Source organism: Mycobacterium sp. ACS4331, from assembly GCF_001667265.1.
In the GTDB taxonomy this organism is placed as follows: domain Bacteria; phylum Actinomycetota; class Actinomycetes; order Mycobacteriales; family Mycobacteriaceae; genus Mycobacterium.
Genome location: NZ_LZHW01000065.1, coordinates 1 through 24,713, shown reverse-complemented (window position 1 = coordinate 24,713; position 24,713 = coordinate 1). Strand labels below are relative to the sequence as shown.

Below are 24,713 nucleotides of genomic sequence, written 5' to 3'. Positions count from 1 at the left end.
TACCCACTGGGCGGCTTTGAAACAATGGCTGGGTGTCACAAGGTCTCTGGATCGCCGTAGCGGTCGTCGCCGTCCTGGTCATCGCCGCGCTCATCATCGGCCTGGTGCGCTATCGGCGCAGCAGAATCAGCCTGCCGCCCGCGGAGGCCGACAAGGCGATCGACCGCTCCGGCGGGTATACGGCCGGCTCCGGCATCACGTTCAGCCGCAGCGAGGACCAGATCCCCGTCATCGGGGACGACGCCGAGATACCGCGGGACGCCCGCAAGCGCACCATCTCCAACGTGCGCCTGCCCGAAGCCGATGTGGCCCCGGCGCCCACGCCCACGCCCGAGCCGGAGGTGATCCCCGAACCCGAGCCCGCGCCCGTCCCGATCCCCGAACCCGCGCCCGAGCCGGCTCCCGTCCCGATCCCCGAGCCCGAGCCCGCGCCGGTTCCCGAACCCGAACCCGCACCGGCCGTTGAGATCGACACCATCGCGCCCACCGAGGGCCGCCTGGACCGGCTCCGCGGGCGGCTGGCGAAGTCGCAGAACGCGCTGGGCAAGAGCGTGCTGGGCCTGCTCGGCGGTGGTGACCTGGATGAGGACTCCTGGCAGGACGTGGAGGACACCCTGCTGATCGCTGACCTCGGTCCGACGGTCACGGCCGCGGTGATGGAGCAGTTGCGGGCCCGGCTGGCCGCGAGCGGGGTGCGTACGGGTGCGGACGCCCGCGCGGTGCTGCGCGAGGCGCTGGTGGGGCAGCTGCATCCCGAGTTCGACCGGTCGATCAAGGCGCTGCCGCACGACAACGCGCCGTCGGTGCTGCTGGTCGTCGGCGTCAACGGGACGGGGAAGACGACGACGGTCGGCAAGCTGGCCCGCGTCCTGGTCGCCGATGGGCGCCGTGTGGTGCTCGGCGCCGCGGACACGTTCCGCGCGGCGGCCGCCGATCAGCTGCAGTCCTGGGCCTCGCGGGTGGGCGCCGAGGTGGTGCGCGGCCCGGAGGGCGCGGACCCGGCCTCGGTGGCCTTCGACGCGGTCGACAAGGGCATCGTCGCGGGCGCGGACGTGGTGGTGATCGACACCGCGGGCCGGCTGCACACCAAGACCGGTCTGATGGACGAACTCGGCAAGGTCAAGCGGGTGGTGAGCAAGCGCGCCGCGGTCGACGAGGTGCTGCTGGTGCTCGACGCGACGATCGGCCAGAACGGTCTGGCGCAGGCCAAGGTGTTCGCCGAGGTGGTCGACATCACGGGTGTGGTGTTGACCAAGCTCGACGGAACGGCGAAGGGTGGCATCGTCTTCCGGGTGCAGCAGGAGCTGGGTGTTCCGGTCAAACTGGTGGGGCTGGGGGAGGGCGCGGACGACCTCGCGCCGTTCGAACCGGACGCGTTCGTGGACGCACTGCTGGGCTGACCGAAACCGCCTGTCTGGGCGGGGAATGCGCTGTCACTGTGCGACGAAACGTGAGCGTAACGGTTACCGGCTGTGCGTTCACATCGAAGAAACACGACAGAACCACGAGTGAAACCTCGGCAAAAGAGTCTTCTCGTGACGCCGATCCTGTCGGCGCCCATTCCCCGAGGAGGTTCACACAAAGTGGTCTTAGCCTTGCCAGACGAAGCATTTTTGCCATTCGGGCCGGACGGCCTGAGTGCCGGTGACACCGCATGGGTGCTCACGGCCGCAGCGCTGGTGTTGTTCATGACACCTGGCCTCGCGTTCTTCTACGGCGGCCTGTCGCGGCAGAAGTCAGTCCTGAACATGATGATGATGTCGTTCGCCTCCATCGGTGTCGTCGGCGTCATCTACGTGCTCTGGGGCTACTCGATGTCCTTCTCCTCGAGTCACACCGGAGGGAACAGCATCGCGGGCATCTTCGACAATCCCATCGCCCTCTTCGGTCTCAACCAGTTGACCGAGACCCGCGAGATCAACGGTGTCGAGGCGTTCGTCTCCGGCGGATTCGGCACGGTCCCCGCGATCGTGTGGGCCGCCTTCCAGCTGACCTTCGCGGTCATCACGGTCGCACTGATCAGCGGCGCGGTCGCCGAGCGGATGAAGTTCGGCACCTGGCTGGTATTCGGTGGTCTCTGGGTGACGTTTGTGTATTTCCCACTGGCACACATGGTCTGGGGTGGCGGCCTGCTGTCCGGGTCCGAGAAGGGCATCGCCGCGAAGCTGTTCGGGGTTGACGACGAGGGCGCGGCCAACGTGGCGCCCATCGACTTCGCCGGTGGCACCGTGGTTCACATCAACGCCGGCATGGCCGCGCTGGTGCTCGCGATCCTGCTGGGCAAGCGCGCCGGATTCGGCAAGACCGCGTTCCGCCCGCACAACATCCCGTTCGTCATGCTGGGTGCGGCCATTCTGTGGTTCGGCTGGTTCGGCTTCAACGTGGGTTCCGAGGGTGCCGCCGACATGGCCGCGGGCCTGGTCTGGATCAACACCACCGCCGCCACCGCGGCAGCGATGCTGGCCTGGCTCCTGGTCGAGCGTCTGCGTGACGGGCACGCCACCAGCGTGGGTGCCGCGTCGGGCATCGTCGCCGGCCTGGTCGCCATCACCCCTGCGTGCGGCAACCTGACGCCCATCTGGTCCCTGGTCGTCGGCGCCATCGCCGGTACGTTGTCGGCGCTGGCCATCGGGCTGAAGTACAAGTTCGGCTACGACGACTCGCTCGACGTCGTGGGCGTGCACCTGGTCGCCGGCCTGTGGGGCACCATCTCGCTGGGCTTCTTCGCCACCGACACCGGTCTGTTCGTCGGCGGAGGCTTCGAGCAGCTGGTGGTCCAGGTTGTGATCGCGCTGGCGGCGGTCCTGTTCACCGCGGTCCTGACCACGATCATCGCCTTCATCGTCAAGCCGCTCGGTTGGCGCATCAGTGAAGAGGCCGAGCACACCGGCATCGATGAGACCGAGCATGCAGAAACTGCTTACGAACTCGCCTGATCGGGAACAATCGACAGTGTCTTGGAAGGGATCAACTAAATGAAACTGATCACGGCGATCGTCAAGCCGTTCACGCTCGAAGATGTCAAGACAGGACTGGAGCAGACCGGCATCCTGGGGATGACCGTCAGTGAGGTCCAGGGTTACGGCCGTCAGAAGGGGCACACCGAGGTCTACCGAGGTGCGGAGTACTCGGTGGACTTCGTCCCCAAGGTCCGCGTCGAGGTCGTCGTCGAGGATTCGGCCGTCGACAAGGTCGTGGACATCATCGTCGCGGCGGCCCGGACCGGGAAGATCGGTGACGGCAAGGTCTGGGTGAGTCCAGTCGACACCGTCGTGCGTGTCCGCACGGGTGAGCGAGGCAGCGACGCCCTTTGATGCGCAACGGTTTCTGAGGGTTCCGCGTCGTCCTCGACCTCACCTGACCGGTGAGCGTTGATCGGCAGGGGGAAAGAGAGGACGAATATGGGCCAGAAACCAGAACCCGCCGCCGGAGCCTCCCGTTGGGGGGCGCCGGCGGCGGGCGCGTCCAAGCCCGCGAAAGACCTTGCCGCAGCGGTGAACAACCTGCTGGCCGGCTCCGTGCATCGACTGGATGCCGCCGGGCTGCGGGATGCGCTGCTCGATCTGCACGAATTCTGGCTGACCACAAAGGCAACCGAGATCGGGGTCACGCCGACCAGTGGATTCGCCATCGTCGCCACGGGGGGCCTGGGCCGCGGTGAACTCGTGCCGCACTCCGACCTCGACCTGACTCTGCTGCATGACAACATGCCGGCGGAGATCGTCACCCAGGTCGCCGAACTTCTGTGGTACCCGCTGTGGGATGCCAACATTCGCATCGACCACAGTGTCCGCACGGTGCCCGAGGCACTGCAGGTGGCCAGCGATGACATCTCGGCCGGCCTGGCGATGCTCGAGGCCCGGCACATCGCCGGTGACGCCGACCTGTCCGCCCTGCTGATCGGCGGGGCCCGCCGACAGTGGCGGACGGGAATCGCGGGCCGTTTCGAGGAACTCGTCGCGCACACCGAGGCGCGGTGGCAGCGCAGTGGCGTGATCGCGCACCGGGCCGAGCCCGACCTGAAATGCGGGCGCGGCGGTCTGCGCGACGTGCAACTGCTCAACGCGCTCGCGATCGCCCAGTTGGCCGACATCTATCCCAGCCGACTTCTCGCCTCGCCGATGGGATCTCTCGGGGATGCGCACCGCGTGCTGCTCAACGTGCGCACCGAGCTGCACCGGGTGTCGGGCCGTGGGCGTGACCTGCTGCTGGCTCAGCACGCCGACGAGATCGGTGCCGCACTGCACATCGGGGATCGTTTCGACCTGGCCCGCGCGCTGTCCGACGCGGCCCGCACCATCAGCTACTACGTCGACGCAGGCATCCGGACGGCGGGCAACGCACTGCCGAAGCGGGGCTTCGCGGCACTGCGCCGGCCGGCCCGCCGGCCGCTCGACGAGGGCGTCATCGAGTTCAACGGCGAGGTGATCCTGGCCCGCGACGCGCGCCCCGAACGTGACCCCGGGCTGATCCTGCGCGTGGCCGCGGCGTCGGCGACCACGGGTCTGCCGATGTCGGCATCGACGCTGAGTCGGCTGGCCGCCTCCGCTCCCGAACTGCGTACGCCCTGGCCGCGACAGGCCCTCAAGGACCTGTTGGTCATGCTCGCGGCCGGTCCCGCCACGGTCGCGACGGTTGAGGCACTGGATCGAACCGGCTTGTGGGGCAGGCTTTTTCCCGAGTGGGGCGCGATCCGTGACCTTCCGCCGCGTGATGTCGTGCACATCTGGACCGTGGACCGGCATCTGGTCGAAACCGTCTCCCGGGCAAGTGCCTTGACCACTCGGGTGTCGCGACCCGATCTGCTGGTGCTGGGCGCCCTGTGTCACGACATCGGCAAGGGCAGGGGAGGTGACCACAGCGTGATCGGCGCCGAACTGGCGACCCAGATCGGCACGCGCCTCGGACTGTGGCCGTCTGACATCGAGATCCTTTCGGCGATGGTCCGCTATCACCTGCTGCTGCCGGGCACCGCCACACGCCGGGACCTGCAGGATCCCGAGACGATCGCCGATGTGGTGAACAGGGTGGGCGGCGATCCGGTGCTGCTCGAACTGCTCGACGCCCTGGCCGAGGCCGATTCCCTGGCCACCGGCCCCGGTGTGTGGGGGGACTGGAAGGCGTCGCTGATCGGCGACCTGGTTCGGCGCTGCCGCCTGGTGATGGCCGGTGAGCCGCTGCCGCACGCCGAAGAGATTGACCCGCGACACCTTTCGTTGGCCGCCGAGGTCGGCGGGGTGTACGTGGAGATGACACCGGGCGACAGCGTGCGGACCTACAACGTGACGATGATCGCACCGGATCGGCGCGGCCTGCTGTCCAAGACAGCCGGTGTTCTGGCACTGAACTCACTGCGGGTGTACTCGGCGTCGGTCAACAGCCACGAGGGCTCGGCGATCAACTCGTTCGTGGTGGCGCCCCACTTCGGTGACCCGCCCGCCGTGGAACTCCTGCGGCAGCAGCTGATCCTGGCGCTCGACGGCGAACTCGACGTGATCGGTGCGCTGCAGCGCCGCGACCGGGAGACCCAGGATGGCACCGCGGTCCGCGGGCGTGCCGGTGAAGTGCGCCAGGCCGTGCCGATCAACGCGCCAGCGGCTCCGCCGCGGATCATCTGGCACGACGGCGCCACGCCCGACCAGCTCATCGTCGAGGTCCGGGCGACAGACCGCGCGGGCCTGCTTGCGGTGCTCACCACGGTGCTCGAGCGAGCCGACGTGGACATCGACTGGGCGCGCGTCACGACACTGGGGTCCTCGGTGGTGGATGTGTTCGGCATCGTGGGCGCGGGCCTCGAGGGCAAGCGCGAAATGCTCGAGCGCGAACTGTACGACGCGCTGCCCACCCCGCCCCCGGCCAAACCGGCCGAAGAGGCGAGTTGATGCTGTCCGTGCTCGACGTCGGCCAGCAGCTAGGCTGGCTGCGTGTTTGAATCCCTGTCCGACCGGTTGACCGGTGCGCTGGCGGGCCTGCGGGGCAAGGGCCGGCTCACCGACGCCGACATCGACGCCACCGCTCGCGAGATCCGTCTGGCCCTGCTCGAAGCCGACGTGTCGCTGCCCGTGGTGCGCGAGTTCATCGCCCGCATCAAGGAGCGCGCCAAGGGCGCTGAGGTCTCCGGCGCGCTCAATCCCGCCCAGCAGGTCGTCAAGATCGTCAACGAGGAGCTCATCGGCATCCTCGGTGGCGAGACTCGGCAGCTGGTGTTCGCCAAGACCCCGCCGACGGTCATCATGCTCGCGGGCCTGCAGGGCGCCGGTAAGACCACGTTGGCCGGAAAGCTCGCCAAATGGCTTCGCGGGCAAGGGCACACCCCGCTGCTGGTGGCCTGTGACCTGCAGCGTCCCGGTGCTGTCAGCCAGCTCCAGATCGTCGGCGAACGCGCGGGTGTGAACGTCTTCGCGCCGCATCCGGGCACCGCGGCGAATGCCGCCGAGACCGAGGGCGCCGGACCCGGCGATCCCGTCGCGGTGGCCGCCGCGGGCTTGGCTGAGGCCAGGGCCAAGCACTTCGACGTCGTGATCGTCGACACCGCGGGCCGCCTCGGCATCGACGATGTGCTGATGGCACAGGCCGCTGCGATCCGCGACGCCGTGCAGCCCGACGAGACGCTGTTCGTGCTGGACGCGATGATCGGCCAGGACGCCGTCGCGACCGCCGAGGCGTTCGGTGCGGGTGTCGGCTTCACCGGTGTGGTGCTGACCAAGCTCGACGGTGACGCGCGCGGTGGCGCCGCGCTGTCGGTGCGTGAGGTCACCGGCGTGCCGATCCTGTTCGCGTCCACCGGCGAGAAGCTCGAGGACTTCGACGTCTTCCATCCCGACCGGATGGCCAGCCGCATTCTCGGCATGGGCGATGTCCTGAGCCTGATCGAGCAGGCCGAACAGGTCTTCGACGCGCAGAAGGCCGAGGAGGCCGCCGCCAAGATCGGCTCCGGGGAGCTGACGCTGGAGGACTTCCTCGAGCAGATGCTGGCGATCCGCAAGATGGGGCCGATCGGCAACCTGCTGGGCATGCTGCCCGGTGCCGGGCAGATGAAGGATGCGCTGGCCGCCGTCGACGACAAGCAGCTCGACCGGCTGCAGGCGATCATCCGCGGCATGACCCCGCAGGAACGCGAGGATCCCAAGATCATCAACGCCTCGCGCCGGCTTCGCATCGCGAACGGCTCGGGCGTCTCGGTGTCCGAGGTCAACCAGCTCGTGGACCGGTTCTTCGAGGCCCGCAAGATGATGTCCTCGATGGCCGGCAAGTTCGGCATGCCCGGCGTCGGCCGCAAGGCCAACAACCGCAAGGGCGGAAAGAACGCCAAGGGCAAAAAGGGCAAGGGCAAGGGCAGGGGACCGACGCCGCCGAAGGTGCGCAATCCGCTCGGCGTCCCCGGTGGTTTCCCCGACCTGTCGGGCATGCCCGCCGGGCTCGACGAGCTGCCGCCCGGTCTGGCCGATTTCGACCTGTCGAAGCTGAAGTTCCCGGGACAGAAGTAGCCGTGGGGCCGCTGCATCTGCGCGGTGTCGGCCTGCCCGACGATGAGCCCGTCGACTGGTGGATCGTCGACGGTGTGTTGTCGGCCGAACCGGTCGCCGGTGCGCAGACCGTCTTCGCGGGTGGCTGGATCATTCCCGGCCTGGTCGACGCGCACTGCCATTTCGGCCTCGGCCCGCACGGGATCGTCGAGTTCGATGAGGCCGTCGAGCAGGCTGAAGTCGAGCGTGACGCCGGCGCGCTGCTGCTTCGCGACGCCGGATCACCCGTCGACACCCGCAGCTTCGACGACCGAGAGGACCTGCCGCGCATCATCCGGGCCGGCCGGCATCTGGCCCGGCCCAAGCGGTACGGCCCCGGCATCGCGATCGACATCGAGGACGAGTCCCAGCTGCCTGAGTACGTCGCGCAGCAGGCCCGCTGGGGCGACGGGTGGGTCAAGCTGGTGGGGGACTGGATTGACCGCGGCGTCGGGGATCTGGCGCCGCTGTGGTCTGACGACGTGCTCACGGCGGCGATCGATGCCGCGCACGCCAACGGCGCCCGCGTCACCGCGCATGTCTTCGGCGAGGATGCGCTGCCCGGCCTGATCAAGGCGGGCATCGACTGCATCGAGCACGGCACGGGGATCACCGAGGACATCATCCCGTTGATGCTCGAGCACGGTACGGCGTTGGTCCCGACGTTGATCAACATCGAGAACTTTCCCGGAATCGCTTCCGCAGCAACGAAATACCCGACCTATGCCCGGCACATGCAGGACCTGTACGCGTCATGCCGGGACCGCGTGGGCGCCGCGCGCGAGGCCGGCGTGCCGGTCTATGCGGGCACCGACGCGGGCGGGTTCGTCGCGCACGGCAGGATCGCCGACGAGGTGGAGGCGCTGCGTGGCATCGGGATGTCAGCTAACGACGCCCTCGGGGCGGCGTCCTGGGCCGCCCGAGACTGGCTCGGCCGTCCGGCGCTGGCCCACGGTGCGCCCGCCGACCTGGTCTGCTACTCGGCCGACCCGCGCCAGACCGGCGTGCTGGCGCACCCGGAACTGGTGATGCTGCGCGGTCAGGTGTACCGGTAGCTCACTGCGCGAAACCCCAGTCCAGCAGGCCGATCGCCTGCCCGTACAGGTCCCCGCTGCCCTTCATCTGCACCACCACGAGGCGGCGGTTGCCGCGCTGGGCCGCGCCGACGTAGGTCTTTCCGGCGAGGTCGGTGTATCCCGTCTTGCCGCCGAGGTCGCCGGGATAGCGCTGCAGCAGTTCGTTCTGGTTGGTGAGTGTCTTGAGGCCCGTGCGCGACGGGAACGACGCGGTCGGCTGGCGCATGATGTGTGCGATCAGCGGATAGGCCAGCGCGGACCGGAAGATGAGCGCGAGGTCGTGCGGCGTCGTGATGGACTCCCAGCCGGGGCCGTCGAGGCCTGACGGAGACATCGCGCGGGTGTTCTTGGCTCCCAGACTCTGTGCCTTGGCGGTCATCCGGGCGATGGCCGCACGGTAGCCGCCGAGCATGTCGCCGAGCAGGTTGGCCGCGTCGTTGCCCGACACCATCAGCAGGCCCTCGAGCAGTTGCCGCGTGGTGTAGGCCTGACCGGGCACCAGTCCGACACACGAGCACTCGACCTGGGTGTGCACCTGGCTCGCGCGCACCGCCGCATTGGGGTGCAGATGGTCGAGCACCACCATCGCGAGCAGCACCTTGATGGTGCTGGCAGGTGCGTAGTGGCCGTACGGGTCCTTGCTGGCCAGGATCGCGCCGGTGTCGATGTCGGCGACCAGCCAGGCGCGGGCCGGGCCGTCGGGTGCCGAGGCGGCCGGGATCGCGGGTTCAGCTGTGGCAGCGGCCGGGACGACGAGCGTCAGCAGGCAGGCCAGCGTGGCGACCGCCCTGCGCAGGGGTCTGGTCGCAGGCACTCGCCGAAGCGTAGGGAGCGCAGGTCAACTGACGGCCCCGATGCGGTCTCGAACCGGCTACAGCACCCCGACGGCCGAACCGCGGCCCAGCCCGAAGCCCCAGTCCAGCAGTGCGCTCGACTGGTCCCAGTAGGTCGGGCCACCCTCCTTGACCAGCCCGTACATCAACGCGACGACCAGCCGCCGGCCGTCACGCTGGGCCGCACCGACGTAGGTCTTGCGGGCCAGGTCGGTGTAGCCGGTCTTACCGCCCAGCATGCCCGGATACCGGGCCAGCATCTCGTTCTGGTTGACCAGGACGCGGTCACCGGACTTGGCGGGGAACACCGCGGTGGGCTGCGCGACGATCTCGGCGAACACCGGATACGACATGGCCCCGCGGAAGACCACCGCGAGGTCGTGCGGGGTGGACCACATCGGGATTCCGGGTCCGTCGATGCCCGACGGGCTGCCGGCGTTGGTGCCCAGCGCTCCGAGGTGGGCGGCCTTGGCGTTCATCTTCGCCACGGCGGTCTCGGATCCGCCGAGCATGCGCGCCAGGGTGTTGGCGGCATCGTTGCCCGAGGCCAACAACAGTCCGTCCAGAAGTTGGCGGGCGGTGTAGGCCTTCCCCGGCGCGACTCCCGCGCAGTTGCACTCGACGTGGGTGTCCTCCTCGGTCGCCACGATCGTCGCGTCCAGCGGCACCTCGTCGAGCACGACCTGAGCCAGCAGGGTCTTGATGGTGCTGGCCGGGGCATGATGCTCGTTCTCGTTGCGGCCCGCCAGGATCTCACCGGTGTCCATATCGGCGATCACCCAGGCCGTCGCGGGACCGTCCGGGATCGGTGCCGAGCCGGCGGGTTGGACGTTGAGGGTGTCCGCACCGGCCACTGGGGCGACCAGGACCGCACTGACAAGCACCACCGCGCCTGCGAGAAGTCTGCGCATGGGCCACCAGCCTAAGGCGGCTCACCGGTGGCCGGTGTTGAATCGAGGCATGCTCAGCCTGGAGGAGATCTCCGACCGCCTGGAGATCCAGCAGCTGCTCGTCGACTATTCGAGCGCGATCGACCAACGCCGGTTCGACGACCTCGACCGCGTGTTCACCCCGGATGCCTACATCGACTATCGCGTCACCGGAGGCATCGACGGCCATTTTCCCGAGGTCAAGGCATGGCTGAAGGAGGTGCTGCCGAACTTTCCGGCGTACTCGCACATGCTCGGCAATTTCGACATCCGGATCGACGGGGACACCGCCACCGCGCGCACGATCTGCTTCAACCCGATGGTCTTCGACTCCGAGCGCAAGCAGATCCTCTTCGTCGGGATCTGGTACGAGGACGAACTCCTCCGGACCGACCTCGGATGGCGGATGACCCGGCGGGTCGAGGTGAAGTGCTTCGACAAGCTGCTCTGAGGCCGGCCGGTTCAGCGGTTTTTGTGGCGGCCCCGCGGTCTGGCACAATGGTCGGCTGTCTGCCCTGCGGCTTCCGGCTGGCCCGGATGTGCCGCGCGGCGTCACACACGTAAGGCAAAACCGGATCCGGGCAACCCGCCCGCATCGCTGAATTGCAGCGTGGCAATCGTAGGAGAAGAAGCTTCACATGGCTGTCAAGATCAAGCTCACCCGTCTCGGGAAGATCCGCAACCCCCAGTACCGCATCTCCGTCGCCGATGCGCGCACGCGCCGCGACGGCCGCGCCATCGAGGTCATCGGTCGGTACCACCCGAAGGAAGAGCCCAGCCTGATCGAGATCGATTCGGAGCGTGCGCAGTACTGGCTGGGTGTGGGTGCACAGCCCACCGAGCCCGTCCTCGCGCTGCTGAAGATCACGGGTGACTGGCAGAAGTTCAAGGGCCTCCCGGGTGCCGAGGGCACCCTGAAGGTCAAGGAGCCCAAGCCCAGCAAGCTGGATCTGTTCAACGCCGCGCTGGCCCAGGCCGACGGCCCCTCGGGCGGCGAGGCCACCACGCTCAAGAAGAAGAAGGCGCCGAAGAAGGCTGAAGAGGCCGCTCCGGCAGAGGCTGAGGCCGCTGAGGCTGAGACCGCCGAGACGCCCGCCGAATGAGCACGGTCGTCGTCGACGCCGTGGAGCATCTGGTCCGCGGAATCGTCGACAACCCTGACGATGTGCGTGTCGACATGGTCACCTCCCGCCGTGGCCGCACCGTCGAGGTGCACGTGCATCCCGATGATCTCGGCAAGGTGATCGGACGCGGGGGACGCACCGCCACCGCGCTGCGCACCCTCGTGGCCGGTATCGGCGGTCGGGGCATCCGCGTCGACGTGGTGGACACCGACCAGTAGCTCTCATGGAGCTGATCGTCGGCCGCGTCGCCAAGGCGCACGGCATCACCGGTGAGGTCGTCATCGATGTCCGCACCGACGATCCCGATTCCCGGTTTGTCGCGGGAAAAACCCTGCAGGCCAGGGCGTCTCGCGACAAACCGGCACGCACCTTCACCGTCGAGTCGGTTCGTCCGCACGGCGACCGGCTGTTGGTGCGGTTGACCGGGATCTCCGACCGCGACGCCGCGGACGCGTTGCGCGGCACGCTGTTCGTCGTCGACTCCGAGGACCTGCCGCCGATCGACGAACCCGACGAGTACTACGACCACCAACTCGAAGGCCTCGCGGTGCGCACGGTCGACGGCACCGCCGTCGGTCGGGTCGCTGAGGTGCTGCACACCGCGGCCGGGGAGTTGTTGAGCGTGAAGAACGAGGCGGGGCGGGAGATCCTGATCCCATTCGTCACGGCGATCGTGCCCACCGTCTCGGTGTCGGACGGATTCGTCGAGATTGACCCGCCCGACGGTCTGCTGAACCTGGACGAGCTGTGAAGATCGATGTCATCACGATCTTTCCGGATTATCTGAGCCCACTGCGGCAGTCCCTGCCCGGCAAGGCGATCGAGTCCGGCATCGTCGACCTGGCGGTCCACGATCTGCGTGACTGGACCCACGACGTGCACCGCTCGGTCGACGACTCCCCGTACGGGGGCGGCCCGGGCATGGTCATGAAGGCTCCGGTCTGGGGTGAGGCCCTCGACGAGATCTGCACCGACGACACGGTTCTGGTGGTCCCGACGCCGGCGGGGCGACTCTTCGATCAGGCCACCGCGGCGCGGTGGAGCGCTGAGGAACACCTGGTGTTCGCGTGTGGACGCTATGAGGGCATCGATCAGCGTGTGGCCGACGACGCCGCACGCCGGATGCGGGTCGAAGAGGTCTCGATCGGCGACTACGTGCTCAATGGGGGAGAGGTCGCCGCGCTCGTCATGATCGAGGCGGTCGTGCGCCTGATGCCCGACGTGCTGGGCAATCCGGCTTCCCACCAACAGGATTCACACTCCAACGGCCTGCTCGAGGGCCCCAGTTACACCCGGCCGCCGAGTTGGCGCGGCCTGGACGTGCCGCCCGTGCTGCTCTCCGGTGACCACGCGCGTGTCGCGGCGTGGCGGCATGAGCAGTCGCTGCAGCGGACCAGGGCGCGCCGTCCCGATCTGCTGGGTCCGGAGCTGTTGGGCGAGAACTAGTCACCGAATCCGGCCGTCGGGGAACATGGTCTTGACGGCTTCGGTGATCGTGGCCCGCGCCGTCGCGTCGTCGGCGGCCTGCAGTGAATGGACGACCATGATGAAGCGCCGGCCCGGGCCCACGATGCCGGTGGACAGGTGCATCCAGTCATTGCCGATCAGGGGCATCCAACCCTGTTTGACGGCAACGGGTTCCCCGGGAAGGCCGTCGGGGATGCCGAAACGCTGCGGATAGCCGTCGATGCCGTAGGGCGTGGATTGGGCCAGGTTGTTGACGATCATGTTGGCGCGCTCCGGCGGAAGGCCACCGGAGCCGTCGAGCAGCATGTCGTAGTAGCGGATGAGGTCCCGCGCCGAGGTGACGGTGAACCACCACCCGTCCCGCTCCGGCGGAGCGGTGTCGGTCAGGCCGTAGCGCTCCGCGACCCGCTCGATGATCTCGCCGCCCCCACCACGATTCCAGAAGATCTCGGCCGCATCGTCGTCCGAGGAACGCAGCATGACCTCCAGCGACGCGCGGTCCTCGGGGGACAGGTCGCGTGTGCGCATCAGCAGATCGTCGGCGATGAACAGTTTGGCCACCGACGCCGTGGCCAGCTCGCCGCCGCCGACGGTGACCTGCTGGCGGGTTTCGCGATCGAGCACCGCGAAGGTGAGGTCTGCGCCCTTCTCGGAGGCCTCGTCCACCGCCTCGCGGGCACGTGCCTCGAGCCCGTCGAAGGAGGCGGCCGCGACATTCGGGACCGCCGCCGGGGTCGCGTCGGCTGGGGCCCTGGGAGCCACCATCGTCAGCTGTGGAGCCTCCGACCGCCGGTCCGGAGAGCCGTAGACCCGTGCCTCACACCCCGCGCTGCTGGCCAGCAGCACCCCGGTCAGCACTGCCGCCGTGCCACGCACCAGGATCGGGCGCCGACGCATGCTTCTCCTCGTGCGGGATGGTGTGGAGTTAGGGGTGCAGCGGTGTCGTGCCCCGTGTGGTCAAGGTTAACCTCGGGTGCCGGGATCGCGTAGCCCACCACGGTCTGTCACGATGGTGTCCGGAACTGCTCGCCGGCGGCGATTTCGCTGCGTGCGCGCAATCTGGCACAATTGAGCAGTTGTCCGCGCGGGCTGAGGTTTGATCGCCCGCTGCGCGAGGACAAGACAAGCCCGAACATCGGCTCGGCAACCGCACCGCTCGCCACCAGGCGTCGATGCTGTCTGCCAGCCCGCTACCGCAAGGAAGAGTCACCGATGAACACGCTGGACTTCGTCGACCAGGCGTCGCTGCGCGACGACATCCCGGCCTTCGGCCCCGGCGACACCGTGAACGTGCACGTGAAGGTCATCGAGGGCACCAAGGAACGCATCCAGGTCTTCAAGGGTGTGGTCATCCGCCGTCAGGGCGGCGGCGTCCGCGAGACCTTCACCGTCCGCAAGGAGAGCTACGGCGTCGGCGTCGAGCGCACCTTCCCGGTGCACTCGCCCAACCTCGACAAGATCGAGCTGGTCACCCGCGGCGACGTGCGTCGCGCGAAGCTGTACTACCTGCGCGAACTGCGTGGCAAGAAGGCCAAGATCAAGGAGAAGCGCTGATCCTCGCGCCTCTCGTGGGCGCGCGCTGCGCGGTCTCATCGGCGTCATCGCTACTCTGATCCCGTGACCGACACCGAGGACGCGGCCGACTCGTCGCAATCGCCGCCGGAAGGCGACTCCGCGAAGCCGAGCAAGGCGAAATCTGCCCTTCGCGAAGCCGTCATCCTGGTGGTGATCGCGGTCGGCCTGTACTACGTCATGTTGACCTTCGTGGCGCGGCCCTACCTGATTCCATCGGAGTCGATGGAGCCCACGCTGCACGGCTGCAACGGCTGCGTCGGCGACAGGATCATGGTCGACAAGGTGTCCTACCGCTTCGGCGAACCGCAGCCCGGCGACGTCATCGTGTTCAAGGGCCCGCCCTCGTGGAGCGTCGGATACAAGTCGATCCGCTCCGACAACCCCGCGATCCGCACGCTGCAGAACGCGCTGGCGGTGGTCGGCTTCGTGCCGCCCGACCAGAACGATCTGGTCAAGCGGGTCATCGCGGTCGGCGGCCAGACCGTCCAGTGCCGCACCGACACGGGCCTGACCGTCGACGGCAAGCGGCTCAACGAGCCCTACCTCGACCCGGAGACGATGCTGGCCGATCCCGCACTCATCCCGTGCCTGGGCGGCGAGTTCGGCCCGGTGACAGTGCCGGAGAACCGGCTGTGGGTGATGGGCGACAACCGCACCCATTCGGCGGATTCGCGGGCGCACTGCACCAGCACGCCCGAGGACTTCCAGAAGGGCCTGATCTGCACCGGGGACCCCACCAACGGGACCGTCCCGGTGGAGAACGTGATCGGCAAGGCCCAGTTCATCGCGTGGCCGCCGACCCGGTGGGGCGGCATCAGCTCGCCCAATCCGCAACAGGGTGACTGAATGCCCCCGACGAGCCGGTGTTGGCCGCCGCGGACAGTGATCCGTAAGTCGTCCGGACTGCGGACGCTGGAGTCGGCGCTGTATCGCAGCGGGCTGGGCCCAGTCGCTGGCGTCGACGAGGTCGGCCGCGGTGCCTGCGCCGGTCCGCTCGTGGTTGCCGCGTGTGTGCTGGGTCCGAATCGGTTGGAGAGCCTGTCGCTGCTCGACGACTCCAAGAAGCTGACCGAGAAGCAGCGCGAGCAGCTTTTCCCGGTGATCCGCCGCTACGCGCTGGCCTATCACGTGGTGTTCATCCCGTCGACCGAGGTGGATCGCCGTGGTGTGCACGTCGCGAACATCGAGGGCATGCGGCGGGCGGTCGCGGGACTGTCGGTACGGCCCGGCTATGTGCTCTCCGACGGCTTCCGGGTTCCGGGGCTGCCGATGCCCTCGCTGCCGGTGATCGGCGGGGACGCCGCTGCGGCGTGCATCGCGGCGGCCAGCGTGCTGGCCAAGGTGAGCCGCGATCGGCTGATGGCCGAGATGGACAACGACTTTCCCGGGTACGGGTTCGCCGAGCACAAGGGCTACAGCACCCCGTCCCACTCCGCGGCGCTGTCGGCGCTGGGCCCGTGCAGCCAACACCGCTATTCGTTCATCAACGTGCGGCGGGTCGCGGCTCCGTGCGAACCTGAACAGCGCCGCGAGAACGGGTAACCGACAATGGCAGGCAAGACGATCGGACACGAAGGACTGCTGGACAGATGAGCGCTGAGGATCTCGAGAAGTACGAAACCGAGATGGAGCTCTCGCTGTATCGCGAGTACAAGGACATCGTCGGGCAGTTCAGTTACGTGGTGGAGACCGAGCGCCGGTTCTACCTGGCCAACAGTGTTGAGTTGATCCCGCGCAACGCCGACGGCGAGGTGTACTTCGAGCTGCGGTTGGCCGACGCCTGGGTGTGGGACATGTACCGGCCGGCGCGCTTCGTCAAGCAGGTGCGGGTCATCACGTTCAAGGACGTCAACATCGAGGAAGTCGAGAAGCCCGAGCTTCGGCTGCCGGAGTAGCCGCAGCCTCCCGGGCCTCCGCCGATTTCGTGACCTCCGCCAGTTTTTGAGACTCATAGTCTCGCAGAGCGTGTCCGCCTAAGATGGGGCTTGGCCCCACTGCCGTGGCGAAGGGAGCGCTCATGCTCACTCAGTGGATTGAGAAGTGCACCGTCCAGCGGGTGTCACTGCGGGGTGGCCTGGTTCTGGATCTCGACGACTACAACGAACTGGTCATCTCCCGTCCGATGCGGTTGACTCTGCCGCCCATCGACGGTTACCCCGAAGAACAGGTCGTCATCGACCCGTCGCATGTGCCTGCTCAGCAGAGGCCGCTGTTGGATCTGGCGGGCGCGGTGTGCACGCAGGCGTGGTGCGGTGACGAGGGTGCGCTTCACCTCAACTTCTCTCGGGGGCATCGCATCGATGTGGATCCCGACGACAGCGCCACGTCGTGGGAGTTGTACGGAAAGCACCACGGCTACATGGCCTGCCTGCCGCATGGGCGGGTTCGGGTCGTCCGGCATGACCTGCCCGAGGACGAGGACGAGGACGACTCCGGCGCGGGATGAGTCTGCGCGGTTGTGGATGAGCGCGTGACTGTGGACAACACGGCGGATTCGCCTCCGCGCGTGCGCGAACTGTCAGCTGTGCGGGTCAGTCTGGGCGCATGGTTGAGTCGAAGCAGTGGACGCGCGCGGAGATCGGTGCGCTCGGGGAGAATCTCGCCGTCGAGCATCTCGGCGGTCTCGGGCTGACCGTACTGGTCCGCAACTGGCGCTGCCGGTACGGTGAGCTCGACATCATCGCGGCCGACAACGATTCGGGCGCAGTGGTTTTCGTCGAAGTCAAGACCCGCACCGGGGACGGGTTCGGCGGTGTGGCCGAGGCCGTGACGCCGGCCAAGGTGCGCAGGCTGCGCCGGTTGGCCGGGATGTGGCTGCAACAGCAGGATCGTCATTGGCCGGCCGTGCGTATCGATGTGATCAGGGTGCGCATCGGTCGTTCGCGTGCGCCGGAGATCAGCCATCTGCGCGGGGTGGCGTGATGGCGCTGGGCCGGGCGTATTCGATCGCGGTCGCAGGCCTGCACGGTGAGGTCGTGGAGATCGAGGCCGACATCACCAGCGGCCTGCCCGGCGTGCACCTGGTCGGCCTGCCGGATGCCGCGTTGCAGGAGTCCCGTGATCGGGTGCGCTCGGCGATCACCAACAGCGGCAGCGAGTGGCCCCAGTCTCGGCTGGTTCTGGCGTTGTCCCCGGCGACACTTCCGAAGATGGGCAGCGTGTACGACATCGCACTGGCCAGTGCGGTGCTCGCGGCGGGGCGCAGGAAGCCGTGGCCGCGGTTGGACACCACCGTTCTGCTGGGGGAGTTGGCGCTCGACGGAAGGGTCCGCCCGGTGCGCGGGGTGCTGCCCGCGGTCATGGCCGCCCGTCGGGAGGGCTGGCCCGCCGTCGTGGTGCCCCTCGAGAATCTGCCCGAGGCCAGCCTGATCGATGACATCGAGGTGCTTGGGGTCGGCACGCTGCGGGAGCTCAAGGCGTGGCTGGCGGGATCGACGCGGCTGGCCGGGCGGGTCGAGGTGCAGGCGTCGGCGGACGACTCGACTGCTGACCTTGCCGACGTGGTGGGGCAGACTCAGGCCCGATACGCGGTCGAGGTGGCCGCTGCCGGTGGCCATCATCTGATGCTGACCGGGCCGCCGGGCATCGGTAAAACCATGCTGGCCCAACGCCTTCCCGGGCTGCTGCCGCCGTTGTCGCATGACGAGTCGCTCGAGGTCACCGCCATCCACTCGGTGGCAGGCCTGCTCTCGGAGAGCACTCCTCTGATCACTCGGCCGCCCTTCGTCGCACCGCATCACACGTCGAGTGTCGCCGCGATGGTCGGAGGCGGGTCCGGGATGGCGCGGCCCGGGGCGGTCAGTCGTGCGCATCGCGGGGTGCTGTTCCTCGACGAATGCGCCGAGATCGGCGTGAGCGTCATGGAGGCTCTGCGAACACCCCTGGAGGAGGGCGAGATCCGGCTCGCGCGCCGCGACGGCGTGGCACGGTATCCCGCCCGGTTTCAGCTGATCATGGCCGCCAATCCGTGTCCGTGCGCGCCAGCGGCCCCACAGGACTGCACCTGTCCCGGAGGGGTGAAGCGGCGCTATCTCGGCAAACTGTCCGGGCCGCTGCTGGACCGCGTCGACCTTCGGGTCGAAATGAACCCGGTGCGGGCCGGGGCGCTGGCAGGTGAGGTGGGGGAGTCGACCGCGGTGGTGCGGGCGCGGGTCGCGGCGGCACGCGAGGCCGCGGCGCAGCGGTGGAGGATCGTCGGCGTCCGGACCAACGCCGAGGTGCCGGGTCCGGTGTTGAGACGCTCCTTTCGGCTCAGTCGCGAGGCGATGGCACCGCTGCGTTCCGCGTTGGACCACGGTGTGGTCAGTGTCCGCGGTGCGGACCGCTCGCTGCGGGTGGCGTGGTCACTGTCGGACTTGGCGGGCCGCGATTCGCCCAGCCGTGAGGACGTGGCAACCGCGTTGAGCTTCCGGCAGCCGGGAGCTCCGCGATGACCGACGCGGAACGCTTGGCCTGGGCCTATCTGTCGCGCGTGGTCGAACCGCCATGCCCCATGCTGACGCGACTGGTGGATGCGGTCGGACCGGTCGAGGCCGCGTCAATGGTGCGCAGCGGCGGTGTCGGTGACGAGCTGCGTGAGCGAACCCTGGCACGTCGCGACCTCGACCGCGCCGCGCAGGATCTCGACATGCTGGATCGCCGGGGCGGGCGCCTGGTGACACCGGTCGATGACGAATGGCCGACGCTGGCGTTCCGGGCCTTCGAGTCCGAAAAGGTCCAGAAGCGACCCGGGGGCTGGGCTCCGCTGGTGTTGTGGGTGGTGGGCCCGCAGCGGCTGGATGAGGTCGCGTTGCGCGCCGCGGCGATCGTCGGCACCCGCGCGGCCACGAGTTACGGCGAGCACGTCGCCGCCGAGCTTGCGAGCGGGCTTGTGGAGCGCGATGTGGCGGTGGTGTCGGGCGGCGCCTTCGGCATCGACGGCGCGGCGCACCGGGCTGCGCTGGCCGCCGAGGGCTGCACCGTCGCCGTCCTGGCCGGCGGTGTGGACGTGTTCTATCCGGCGGGACATTCGGCGCTGCTGCATCGCATTGCGAGTGCGGGGTTGATCGTGTCGGAGTATGCGCCGGGCATCCGTCCCGCGCGGCATCGCTTCCTGACCCGCAACAGGTTGGTGGCCGCGCTGTCCGGCGCGACGGTCGTCGTGGAGGCCGGGCTGCGCAGCGGGGCGGCCAACACCGCGGCGTGGGCCGATGCCCTGGGGAGGGTGCGGTGTGCGGTCCCCGGCCCCGTGACCTCGGCCGCCTCGGCGGGCTGCCATGTGCTGTTGCGGTCGGGTGCGCACCTGGTGTCGCGAAGCGATGAGATCGTGGAGATCGTCGGTCGGGTGGGGGAGCTCGCCGAGGATCCGGCGCATCCGCAGACCCCGTTGGATCAGCTCACGGCCGCCGAACGTGTGGTGTTCGAGGCGATGCCGGGCCGTGGTGTGGCGACCGTCGAGCAGATCGCGGTGAATGCCGCCATGCCGCCGCAGCGGGTCCTGGGCCCGCTGGCGATCTTGGAGCTTGCGGGCCTGATATCCCAGGAGGGCGGCGCATGGCGGCTGGTGCGCAGACCGCCGGTGAAGTGAGTCGTGGTGCGCCTGGTGGGTCGATCCTGCCACCGCTGCGACAACATCCTGCCAAGGTGGCGGGTGATGAAATCTGTTGGAAGAAAACCCTTCTGGTGTCGGTTCAGGTGTGCAGACAACATGAAAGGTGGGTGTATTCCGATGACGAAGTAGACGATCAACGCAATCGCCGCCGGTGCCCTGGCCCTGGTCGCCGTGGGTCTGGCCGCTCCGGCCGTCGCCTCGGCGAACGAGGTGGCGACTGCTGCGGGTTACAGCTTGAGCGCTCCGGGCCGTGACTACGGCGATGACTTCGGTGTGCTGGGTGACCGTGGCCCGCGGACCGGTGTTGCCGGTCCTGGGTTCGGTTCGGGCACCGCGCGCCGCTGATCCCACCACATGAGGGGCGCCCCGGAGGGGGCGCCCCTCATGCTGTGTCGGCCAGTAAGTGCGGCGGTTGGGAATTCGCTCGTTCGGGATCGGCGAACCGACGGTGGGGCTAGCTCTCGCCGTATTCGTCGTGCCAGTTCCACCATTCGTACGGCGGACTCTGCGGGTATCCCTGCGGTGAGTCCTCCCAGTTCTCCTGCCTGCCCAATGCGGTCATGTCCAGGAACGTCCACGTGTTGACGAAGGCCTCGTCGCCGCGGTTGTTGATGAAATAGGTGCGGAACACGTCGTTGCCGTCGCGAATGAACGCATTGGTGCCGTGCCAGTCCCGAACCCCGAAGTCGGTGTCGAATGCGTGGTCACCCTCATCGGGAATCATGGTGTACCAGGGGATGTTCCAGCCCATCCGCGACTTCACCCGGGCGATGTCCTGTTGGGATCCTCGTGAGGCGTAGACCAGTGTGGTGTTGCGCGCGTTGAGGTGTGCGAGGTTGCCGATGTGGTCGGCCATCAGCGAGCATCCCACGCATCCGTGCTCGGGCCACCCGTGTACGCCGGGGTCGAGGAATGCGCGATAGATGATCAACTGCCTCCGCCCCTCGAACAGATCGAGCAGCGTGGCCGGCCCGTCGGGTCCGTCGAAGCTGTAGTTCGTGACCACCTTCGTCCAAGGCATTCGCCGGCGCAGGGCCGCGAGGGCATCTCCCGCTCGGGTGTGCTCCTTCTCCTTGGCCAGCAGTTTTTCGTGGGCGGCGGCCCACTCTGTCGCAGAGACGATCTCGGGTTTCATCCGACCTCCCAATTATTCAACTCATATGTTGAATGTCGGCTTGGTTCAGCACACCACGTCTCGCGTCTATAGTCAACAAGGTGGTTGAAGATCAGGTGCTTGACCGTGCCTACGCCGCACTTGCGGATCCGACTCGGCGGGCGCTCCTGGAGGCGCTCCGGGGCGGCGACGCGCGTCTGACTGATCTGGCCGCACCGTTGCCGATGACGTTCGCAGGGGTGTCACGCCACATCGGTGTGCTCGAGCAGGCGGGTCTGGTCCGCCGCGAGATTCGCGGCCGGGAGCATTGGTTCTCTCTGGAGCCGGACGGTCTGACCATGGCGCAGAAGTGGATCGCCGACCAGGCGGATTTCTGGTCGGCGCGGGCCGATGCCCTCTCTGACCGTCTGCGGCGAAAGCGGACCCCGTGACCGACACGGCGACGGTGCGGGTGCAGCGGGTGATGCCCGCGTCGCCCGAGGTCGTCTTCGACCAGTGGCTGGACCCGGAATCGCTTGCAGACTGGATGTGCCCGAGGCCGGTCCGCTGTGTCGCGATCGCCGTCGAACCCCGGGTCGGGGGAGGCGTGCGCTTCGACCTGGACGACTCCGGGGAGTCTGTCCTGATCGTCGGGCAGTTCCAGGTCATCGACCGACCCCGACTGCTGCGTTTCACCTGGAGCAACTCGAACTGGGCGGACCCCACCGTCGTGAGCGTCGTTGAGGTGACCTTCTCGCCGATCGCGGACGGGCAGACGCTGATGGCGATCGAGCACACCCTGCTGCCGAAGCAGGAGTACGAGAGCTTCCGGCACGGCTGGGATCTCACCTTCGAACAGTTGGCGCGCGTACTTCGCTGACGGCATTCCTGGTTCGATCCTGCCAGTTGTCGATCAAATCCTGCCAGGGCTGTGGGTGGTGAAATCGGTTGGAAGAAAACAGTTCCCGTCGCGGTTACATCAGTCAGAACAGACAGTGAGCCTCCCGCCCACAAGACGGAAGACATGGAATGAAGAAGGTGGGATTTCAATGAGGAACTATTCGATTGCTTTGATCGCTGCAGGTGCCCTGGCTGTGGTGGCCGTGAGTCTGGCCGCTCCGGCGGTGGCCGCGATCGGTCAGGTTGAGCAGGTTGCCGCAGGCGCTGGTTACAGCCTGAGTGCTCCCGGCGACTACGGCGATGACTTCGGTGTGCTGGGCGATCGTGGCCCGCGGACAGGTGTTGCCGGTCCCGGGTTCGGTTCGGGCACAGCGCGCCGCTGAAGACCCACCACCATGAGGGGCGTCCCAACCGGGGCGCCCCTCATGGTTTCTCTTACGGTGAAATGGTTTGAACGGAAAGGATCTCGGCGTCGTAGGTGTTGTAGAGGCGACCGCGGTCCTGACGGGCGTTGACCAACCTGCCAGGCTTCGAGTTCGTCTCGCATGGGGCCTGGGCTTGGTCGAGATTTCACCTGCGTGGTGTCGATCCTCGTGGCTCGGTGAGGTTTCACACTCGGGGTTGGATTCTGCCAGTGGTCGATCAAATCCTGCCAGGGCTGTGGGTGATGAAATCTGTTGGAAGAAAACAGTTCCCGTCGCGGTTACATCAGTCAGAACAGACAATGAGCCTCCCGCCCACAAGACGGAAGACGCGGAATGAAGAAGGTGGGATTCCAATGAGGAACTATTCGATTGCTTCGATCGCTGCTGGTGCCCTGGCTGTGGTGGCCGTGGGTCTGGCCGCTCCGGCGGTGGCCGCGGTCGGTGAGATTCAGCAGGTTGCCGCAGGCGCTGGTTACAGCCTGAGTGCTCCCGGCGATGACTACGGTTACGACTTCGGTGTGCTGGGCGATCGTGGCCCGCGGACCGGTGTTGCCGGTCCCGGGTTCGGTTCGGGCACCGCACGTCGCTGAAGACCCACCACCATGAGGGGCGCCCCAACAGGGGTGCCCCTCATGGTTTGTTATGGCTGGTGCTGCGCCTGGCGTCTGCCGGTCACCGGAGACTGCCCGGTCGCCCTCTCCGCCTGCGTCGTCGGCCAGCGGCGACTGCCGGGTTGCCCTCTTCGCCTGCGTCGTCGGCCGCCGCATACCTCTCGGTCGCCCTCTCCGCCTGCGTCATCGGCCACTGGCGCCCACCCAAGCCGGCTCCCCAAGGATCGCCTTCAACTGGGTTGTCCACAGTTGCGACTTCGTCCACAAGCGGGGGTTCCGGCCCACCTCGCGTGTCGGTGGGTGACGGCATAATCGAACACGTGTTCGATGATGATTCGCCGGACGGGCTGCTCAGCGAGATCGAAGCGTGCCACCGCTTCGAATCGATGCTCATCGGCCGCCGCATGGCCGCCATCGCAGGCCTGCTCGAACACCGCACCCTGGAGGCCGAGGCCGACGATCCCGATCCCGGCTACTGCGTCATCACCGGCCTGACCCGCACCAGCGCCGAGATCGGCGCCGCCCTCAACCTGGCACCGCGGACGGCCCAGGACATGGTCGCCTACGCCGAAGCCCTCCACGATCGCCTGCCGCTGGTGGGGGCCCTGTTGCGCGCCGGTGAGGTCGATTGGCCCACCGTCAAACTCATCCTGACCCGCACCGAATACGTCACCACGACACTGATGCCGCACATCGACGCACAGATGACGGCCAAACTCACCGCGTGGTCGTCATGGTCACGCCGCCGCGTCCAGGACAGCGTCGACGCCGCCATCCACACCCTCGACCCCGAGGCTGCCAAGGAACGCCGCGTGCACGCCGAAGCCGGCCGCCACGTCACCATCACCGCCAAACCCGACGGCACCGCCCAATTACGCGGCATCCTGTCCGCCCCGGCCGCCGCGGAGCTCGACGCCCGCCTGTCGGCGATGGCGACCGCGGTGTGCGGGGCTGATCCGCGGACGGTGCGGCAGCGCCGCGCCGACGCGCTGGGTCAGGGCCAACCCCTGGTCTGCGACTGCGGACAGCCCGAGTGCCCCACCCGCGCCTCCGCCGTGACCGGTGACGGGGCCGCGGGTGTGCCGGTGGTGCGCACCGTGATCAACGTGGTGGCCTCTGCGGCCACCGTCACCGGCGAGGGTGACCAGCCCGGCCACCTGCAGGGCTTCGGGATCATCGACGCCGCCCAGGTCCGCGACCTGGTGCCCACCGCGCTGCTGCGCCCCGTCGCCCGGCCCACCGTCACCCCCGCCCAGGCCCACACCTACACCCCGTCGGCGGGACTGGCGCGGTTCATCAAGACCCGCGACCTGACGTGTCGCTTCCCCGGCTGTGACCGCCCCGCCTGGTTCGCCGACCTCGACCACACCGCCCCGTTCAACCACACCAACCCCGCCGCCGGCGGACCGACCGCACCGTGGAATCTGGGCTGCTACTGCCGCGAACACCACCGCGACAAAACCTTCCTCGACTGGACCGACCACCAACTGGCCGACGGGACCATCATGTGGACCTCACCGACCGGCCGCACCTACACCACCACCCCCGCCGGGGCCGAACTGTTCCCCGACCTCCTCGGCCCAGC

The 24,713-nt window shown here is 68.1% G+C and carries 29 protein-coding genes; 25 read left to right on the top strand and 4 right to left on the bottom strand.

Features of this window, described 5'->3' with window-relative positions; translation table 11 throughout:
• Positions 1 to 32: 32 nt before the first annotated feature.
• The 6 genes from ftsY to A5727_RS15190 all read left to right on the top strand — a co-directional run bounded on the left by ftsY (position 33) and on the right by A5727_RS15190 (position 8,560).
• Positions 33 to 1,400, top strand: coding sequence for a signal recognition particle-docking protein FtsY (gene ftsY / locus A5727_RS15215; protein WP_068250808.1), 1,368 nt, complete (start codon positions 33 to 35; stop codon positions 1,398 to 1,400).
• A 183-nt stretch (positions 1,401 to 1,583) separates the two neighbouring features.
• Positions 1,584 to 2,936, top strand: a complete 1,353-nt coding sequence (locus A5727_RS15210) for an ammonium transporter (RefSeq protein WP_068250983.1) — start codon at positions 1,584 to 1,586, stop codon at positions 2,934 to 2,936.
• 39 nt (positions 2,937 to 2,975) lie between these two features.
• Positions 2,976 to 3,314, top strand: a complete 339-nt coding sequence (locus A5727_RS15205) for a P-II family nitrogen regulator (protein WP_068250805.1) — start codon at positions 2,976 to 2,978, stop codon at positions 3,312 to 3,314.
• Between the two features lie 87 nt (positions 3,315 to 3,401).
• Complete coding sequence (locus tag A5727_RS15200; protein WP_068250802.1) at positions 3,402 to 5,882, top strand: [protein-PII] uridylyltransferase; 2,481 nt, start codon at positions 3,402 to 3,404, stop codon at positions 5,880 to 5,882.
• A 42-nt stretch (positions 5,883 to 5,924) separates the two neighbouring features.
• Entirely contained in the window at positions 5,925 to 7,487 is a 1,563-nt protein-coding gene (gene ffh / locus A5727_RS15195; protein ID WP_068250799.1) for a signal recognition particle protein, read from the top strand.
• Positions 7,488 to 7,489: 2 nt separating this feature from the next.
• Positions 7,490 to 8,560 (top strand): amidohydrolase family protein, encoded by a 1,071-nt coding sequence (locus A5727_RS15190; RefSeq protein ID WP_068250796.1) that lies wholly within the window; start codon positions 7,490 to 7,492, stop codon positions 8,558 to 8,560.
• A 1-nt stretch (position 8,561) separates the two neighbouring features.
• Here A5727_RS15190 and A5727_RS15185 read toward each other — a convergent pair whose 3' ends face one another.
• Together A5727_RS15185 and A5727_RS15180 are read right to left on the bottom strand one after the other, a co-directional pair.
• Positions 8,562 to 9,377, bottom strand: coding sequence for a D-alanyl-D-alanine carboxypeptidase family protein (locus A5727_RS15185; RefSeq protein ID WP_068250981.1), 816 nt, complete (start codon positions 9,375 to 9,377; stop codon positions 8,562 to 8,564).
• 75 nt (positions 9,378 to 9,452) lie between these two features.
• Positions 9,453 to 10,325, bottom strand: a complete 873-nt coding sequence (locus A5727_RS15180) for a D-alanyl-D-alanine carboxypeptidase family protein (RefSeq protein WP_068250793.1) — start codon at positions 10,323 to 10,325, stop codon at positions 9,453 to 9,455.
• 49 nt (positions 10,326 to 10,374) lie between these two features.
• On the opposite strand from A5727_RS15180, the gene A5727_RS15175 reads away from it, so the two are divergent.
• The 5 genes from A5727_RS15175 to trmD all read left to right on the top strand — a co-directional run bounded on the left by A5727_RS15175 (position 10,375) and on the right by trmD (position 12,913).
• Positions 10,375 to 10,794: a nuclear transport factor 2 family protein gene (locus tag A5727_RS15175; protein WP_068250790.1), complete on the top strand. Its 420-nt coding sequence runs from the start codon at positions 10,375 to 10,377 to the stop codon at positions 10,792 to 10,794.
• A 187-nt stretch (positions 10,795 to 10,981) separates the two neighbouring features.
• Complete coding sequence (gene rpsP / locus A5727_RS15170) at positions 10,982 to 11,446, top strand: 30S ribosomal protein S16 (RefSeq protein ID WP_068250787.1); 465 nt, start codon at positions 10,982 to 10,984, stop codon at positions 11,444 to 11,446.
• Positions 11,443 to 11,685, top strand: coding sequence for an RNA-binding protein (locus A5727_RS15165; protein ID WP_003878715.1), 243 nt, complete (start codon positions 11,443 to 11,445; stop codon positions 11,683 to 11,685). The genes rpsP and A5727_RS15165 overlap by 4 nt, the downstream gene beginning before the upstream one ends.
• Before the next feature lie 5 nt (positions 11,686 to 11,690).
• Complete coding sequence (rimM, locus tag A5727_RS15160; protein ID WP_068250784.1) at positions 11,691 to 12,218, top strand: ribosome maturation factor RimM; 528 nt, start codon at positions 11,691 to 11,693, stop codon at positions 12,216 to 12,218.
• Positions 12,215 to 12,913: a tRNA (guanosine(37)-N1)-methyltransferase TrmD gene (trmD, locus tag A5727_RS15155; RefSeq protein ID WP_068250781.1), complete on the top strand. Its 699-nt coding sequence runs from the start codon at positions 12,215 to 12,217 to the stop codon at positions 12,911 to 12,913. Before rimM ends, trmD begins: the two co-directional genes overlap by 4 nt.
• Here the strand turns inward: trmD and A5727_RS15150 are convergent, their stop codons facing one another.
• The gene (locus A5727_RS15150; protein WP_068250778.1) at positions 12,914 to 13,831 is read right to left on the bottom strand and encodes a serine hydrolase; all 918 of its coding nucleotides are present in this window, start codon (positions 13,829 to 13,831) and stop codon (positions 12,914 to 12,916) included.
• 315 nt (positions 13,832 to 14,146) lie between these two features.
• On the opposite strand from A5727_RS15150, the gene rplS reads away from it, so the two are divergent.
• The 9 genes from rplS (at position 14,147) to A5727_RS27520 (ending at position 20,444) form a co-directional block, all read left to right on the top strand.
• A complete protein-coding gene (gene rplS / locus A5727_RS15145; RefSeq protein WP_068250773.1) occupies positions 14,147 to 14,488 on the top strand; it encodes a 50S ribosomal protein L19 in 342 nt (113 codons plus the stop codon).
• Positions 14,489 to 14,551: 63 nt separating this feature from the next.
• Complete coding sequence (gene lepB, locus A5727_RS15140; RefSeq protein ID WP_068250770.1) at positions 14,552 to 15,355, top strand: signal peptidase I; 804 nt, start codon at positions 14,552 to 14,554, stop codon at positions 15,353 to 15,355.
• Positions 15,356 to 16,051, top strand: coding sequence for a ribonuclease HII (locus A5727_RS15135; protein WP_068250767.1), 696 nt, complete (start codon positions 15,356 to 15,358; stop codon positions 16,049 to 16,051).
• A gap of 47 nt (positions 16,052 to 16,098) precedes the next feature.
• The gene (locus tag A5727_RS15130; protein ID WP_003893809.1) at positions 16,099 to 16,404 is read left to right on the top strand and encodes a DUF2469 domain-containing protein; all 306 of its coding nucleotides are present in this window, start codon (positions 16,099 to 16,101) and stop codon (positions 16,402 to 16,404) included.
• Between the two features lie 122 nt (positions 16,405 to 16,526).
• Complete coding sequence (locus A5727_RS15125; RefSeq protein WP_068250975.1) at positions 16,527 to 16,955, top strand: DUF6188 family protein; 429 nt, start codon at positions 16,527 to 16,529, stop codon at positions 16,953 to 16,955.
• A gap of 98 nt (positions 16,956 to 17,053) precedes the next feature.
• Positions 17,054 to 17,431 carry a YraN family protein gene (locus tag A5727_RS15120; RefSeq protein WP_068250764.1) on the top strand — a complete coding sequence of 126 codons (378 nt, stop codon included), beginning with the start codon at positions 17,054 to 17,056 and terminating at the stop codon, positions 17,429 to 17,431.
• The gene (locus A5727_RS15115) at positions 17,431 to 18,942 is read left to right on the top strand and encodes a YifB family Mg chelatase-like AAA ATPase (protein ID WP_068250760.1); all 1,512 of its coding nucleotides are present in this window, start codon (positions 17,431 to 17,433) and stop codon (positions 18,940 to 18,942) included. Before A5727_RS15120 ends, A5727_RS15115 begins: the two co-directional genes overlap by 1 nt.
• On the top strand, positions 18,939 to 20,075 hold the full coding sequence (dprA, locus tag A5727_RS15110) for a DNA-processing protein DprA (RefSeq protein WP_068250757.1): 1,137 nt from the start codon (positions 18,939 to 18,941) through the stop codon (positions 20,073 to 20,075). Before A5727_RS15115 ends, dprA begins: the two co-directional genes overlap by 4 nt.
• 195 nt (positions 20,076 to 20,270) lie before the next feature.
• Positions 20,271 to 20,444: a hypothetical protein gene (locus tag A5727_RS27520; RefSeq protein ID WP_157521398.1), complete on the top strand. Its 174-nt coding sequence runs from the start codon at positions 20,271 to 20,273 to the stop codon at positions 20,442 to 20,444.
• Positions 20,445 to 20,553: 109 nt separating this feature from the next.
• Here the strand turns inward: A5727_RS27520 and A5727_RS15105 are convergent, their stop codons facing one another.
• Complete coding sequence (locus A5727_RS15105) at positions 20,554 to 21,234, bottom strand: DUF899 domain-containing protein (RefSeq protein WP_068250754.1); 681 nt, start codon at positions 21,232 to 21,234, stop codon at positions 20,554 to 20,556.
• An 80-nt stretch (positions 21,235 to 21,314) separates the two neighbouring features.
• On the opposite strand from A5727_RS15105, the gene A5727_RS15100 reads away from it, so the two are divergent.
• From A5727_RS15100 to A5727_RS15080, 5 genes are all read left to right on the top strand, one after another.
• A complete protein-coding gene (locus tag A5727_RS15100; RefSeq protein ID WP_068250751.1) occupies positions 21,315 to 21,644 on the top strand; it encodes an ArsR/SmtB family transcription factor in 330 nt (109 codons plus the stop codon).
• The gene (locus A5727_RS15095; RefSeq protein ID WP_068250747.1) at positions 21,641 to 22,072 is read left to right on the top strand and encodes an SRPBCC family protein; all 432 of its coding nucleotides are present in this window, start codon (positions 21,641 to 21,643) and stop codon (positions 22,070 to 22,072) included. Before A5727_RS15100 ends, A5727_RS15095 begins: the two co-directional genes overlap by 4 nt.
• Positions 22,073 to 22,241: 169 nt before the next feature.
• On the top strand, positions 22,242 to 22,475 hold the full coding sequence (locus tag A5727_RS15090) for a hypothetical protein (RefSeq protein WP_157521397.1): 234 nt from the start codon (positions 22,242 to 22,244) through the stop codon (positions 22,473 to 22,475).
• 395 nt (positions 22,476 to 22,870) lie between these two features.
• Positions 22,871 to 23,107 carry a hypothetical protein gene (locus A5727_RS15085; protein WP_068250741.1) on the top strand — a complete coding sequence of 79 codons (237 nt, stop codon included), beginning with the start codon at positions 22,871 to 22,873 and terminating at the stop codon, positions 23,105 to 23,107.
• Between the two features lie 341 nt (positions 23,108 to 23,448).
• A partial coding sequence (locus tag A5727_RS15080) for an HNH endonuclease signature motif containing protein (protein ID WP_157521396.1) occupies positions 23,449 to 24,713 on the top strand: 1,265 nt, incomplete at its 3' end.

Bases quoted from the DNA above. Each gene is read 5' to 3' on its own strand.
- rpsP (WP_068250787.1), top strand. From the start codon at position 10,982: ATGGCTGTCAAGATCAAGCTCACCCGTCTCGGGAAGATCCGCAACCCC.
- rimM (WP_068250784.1), top strand. From the start codon at position 11,691: ATGGAGCTGATCGTCGGCCGCGTCGCCAAGGCGCACGGCATCACCGGT.
- A5727_RS15120 (WP_068250764.1), top strand. From the start codon at position 17,054: ATGGTTGAGTCGAAGCAGTGGACGCGCGCGGAGATCGGTGCGCTCGGG.
- A5727_RS15130 (WP_003893809.1), top strand. From the start codon at position 16,099: ATGAGCGCTGAGGATCTCGAGAAGTACGAAACCGAGATGGAGCTCTCG.
- A5727_RS15175 (WP_068250790.1), top strand. From the start codon at position 10,375: ATGCTCAGCCTGGAGGAGATCTCCGACCGCCTGGAGATCCAGCAGCTG.
- A5727_RS15085 (WP_068250741.1), top strand. From the start codon at position 22,871: ATGAGGAACTATTCGATTGCTTCGATCGCTGCTGGTGCCCTGGCTGTG.
- A5727_RS15165 (WP_003878715.1), top strand. From the start codon at position 11,443: ATGAGCACGGTCGTCGTCGACGCCGTGGAGCATCTGGTCCGCGGAATC.
- A5727_RS15105 (WP_068250754.1), bottom strand. From the start codon at position 21,234: ATGAAACCCGAGATCGTCTCTGCGACAGAGTGGGCCGCCGCCCACGAA.
- A5727_RS15205 (WP_068250805.1), top strand. From the start codon at position 2,976: ATGAAACTGATCACGGCGATCGTCAAGCCGTTCACGCTCGAAGATGTC.
- A5727_RS15125 (WP_068250975.1), top strand. From the start codon at position 16,527: ATGCTCACTCAGTGGATTGAGAAGTGCACCGTCCAGCGGGTGTCACTG.
- A5727_RS15150 (WP_068250778.1), bottom strand. From the start codon at position 13,831: ATGCGTCGGCGCCCGATCCTGGTGCGTGGCACGGCGGCAGTGCTGACC.
- A5727_RS15135 (WP_068250767.1), top strand. From the start codon at position 15,356: ATGCCCCCGACGAGCCGGTGTTGGCCGCCGCGGACAGTGATCCGTAAG.
- dprA (WP_068250757.1), top strand. From the start codon at position 18,939: ATGACCGACGCGGAACGCTTGGCCTGGGCCTATCTGTCGCGCGTGGTC.
- A5727_RS15090 (WP_157521397.1), top strand. From the start codon at position 22,242: ATGAGGAACTATTCGATTGCTTTGATCGCTGCAGGTGCCCTGGCTGTG.
- A5727_RS15200 (WP_068250802.1), top strand. From the start codon at position 3,402: ATGGGCCAGAAACCAGAACCCGCCGCCGGAGCCTCCCGTTGGGGGGCG.
- A5727_RS15115 (WP_068250760.1), top strand. From the start codon at position 17,431: ATGGCGCTGGGCCGGGCGTATTCGATCGCGGTCGCAGGCCTGCACGGT.
- A5727_RS15180 (WP_068250793.1), bottom strand. From the start codon at position 10,325: ATGCGCAGACTTCTCGCAGGCGCGGTGGTGCTTGTCAGTGCGGTCCTG.
- rplS (WP_068250773.1), top strand. From the start codon at position 14,147: ATGAACACGCTGGACTTCGTCGACCAGGCGTCGCTGCGCGACGACATC.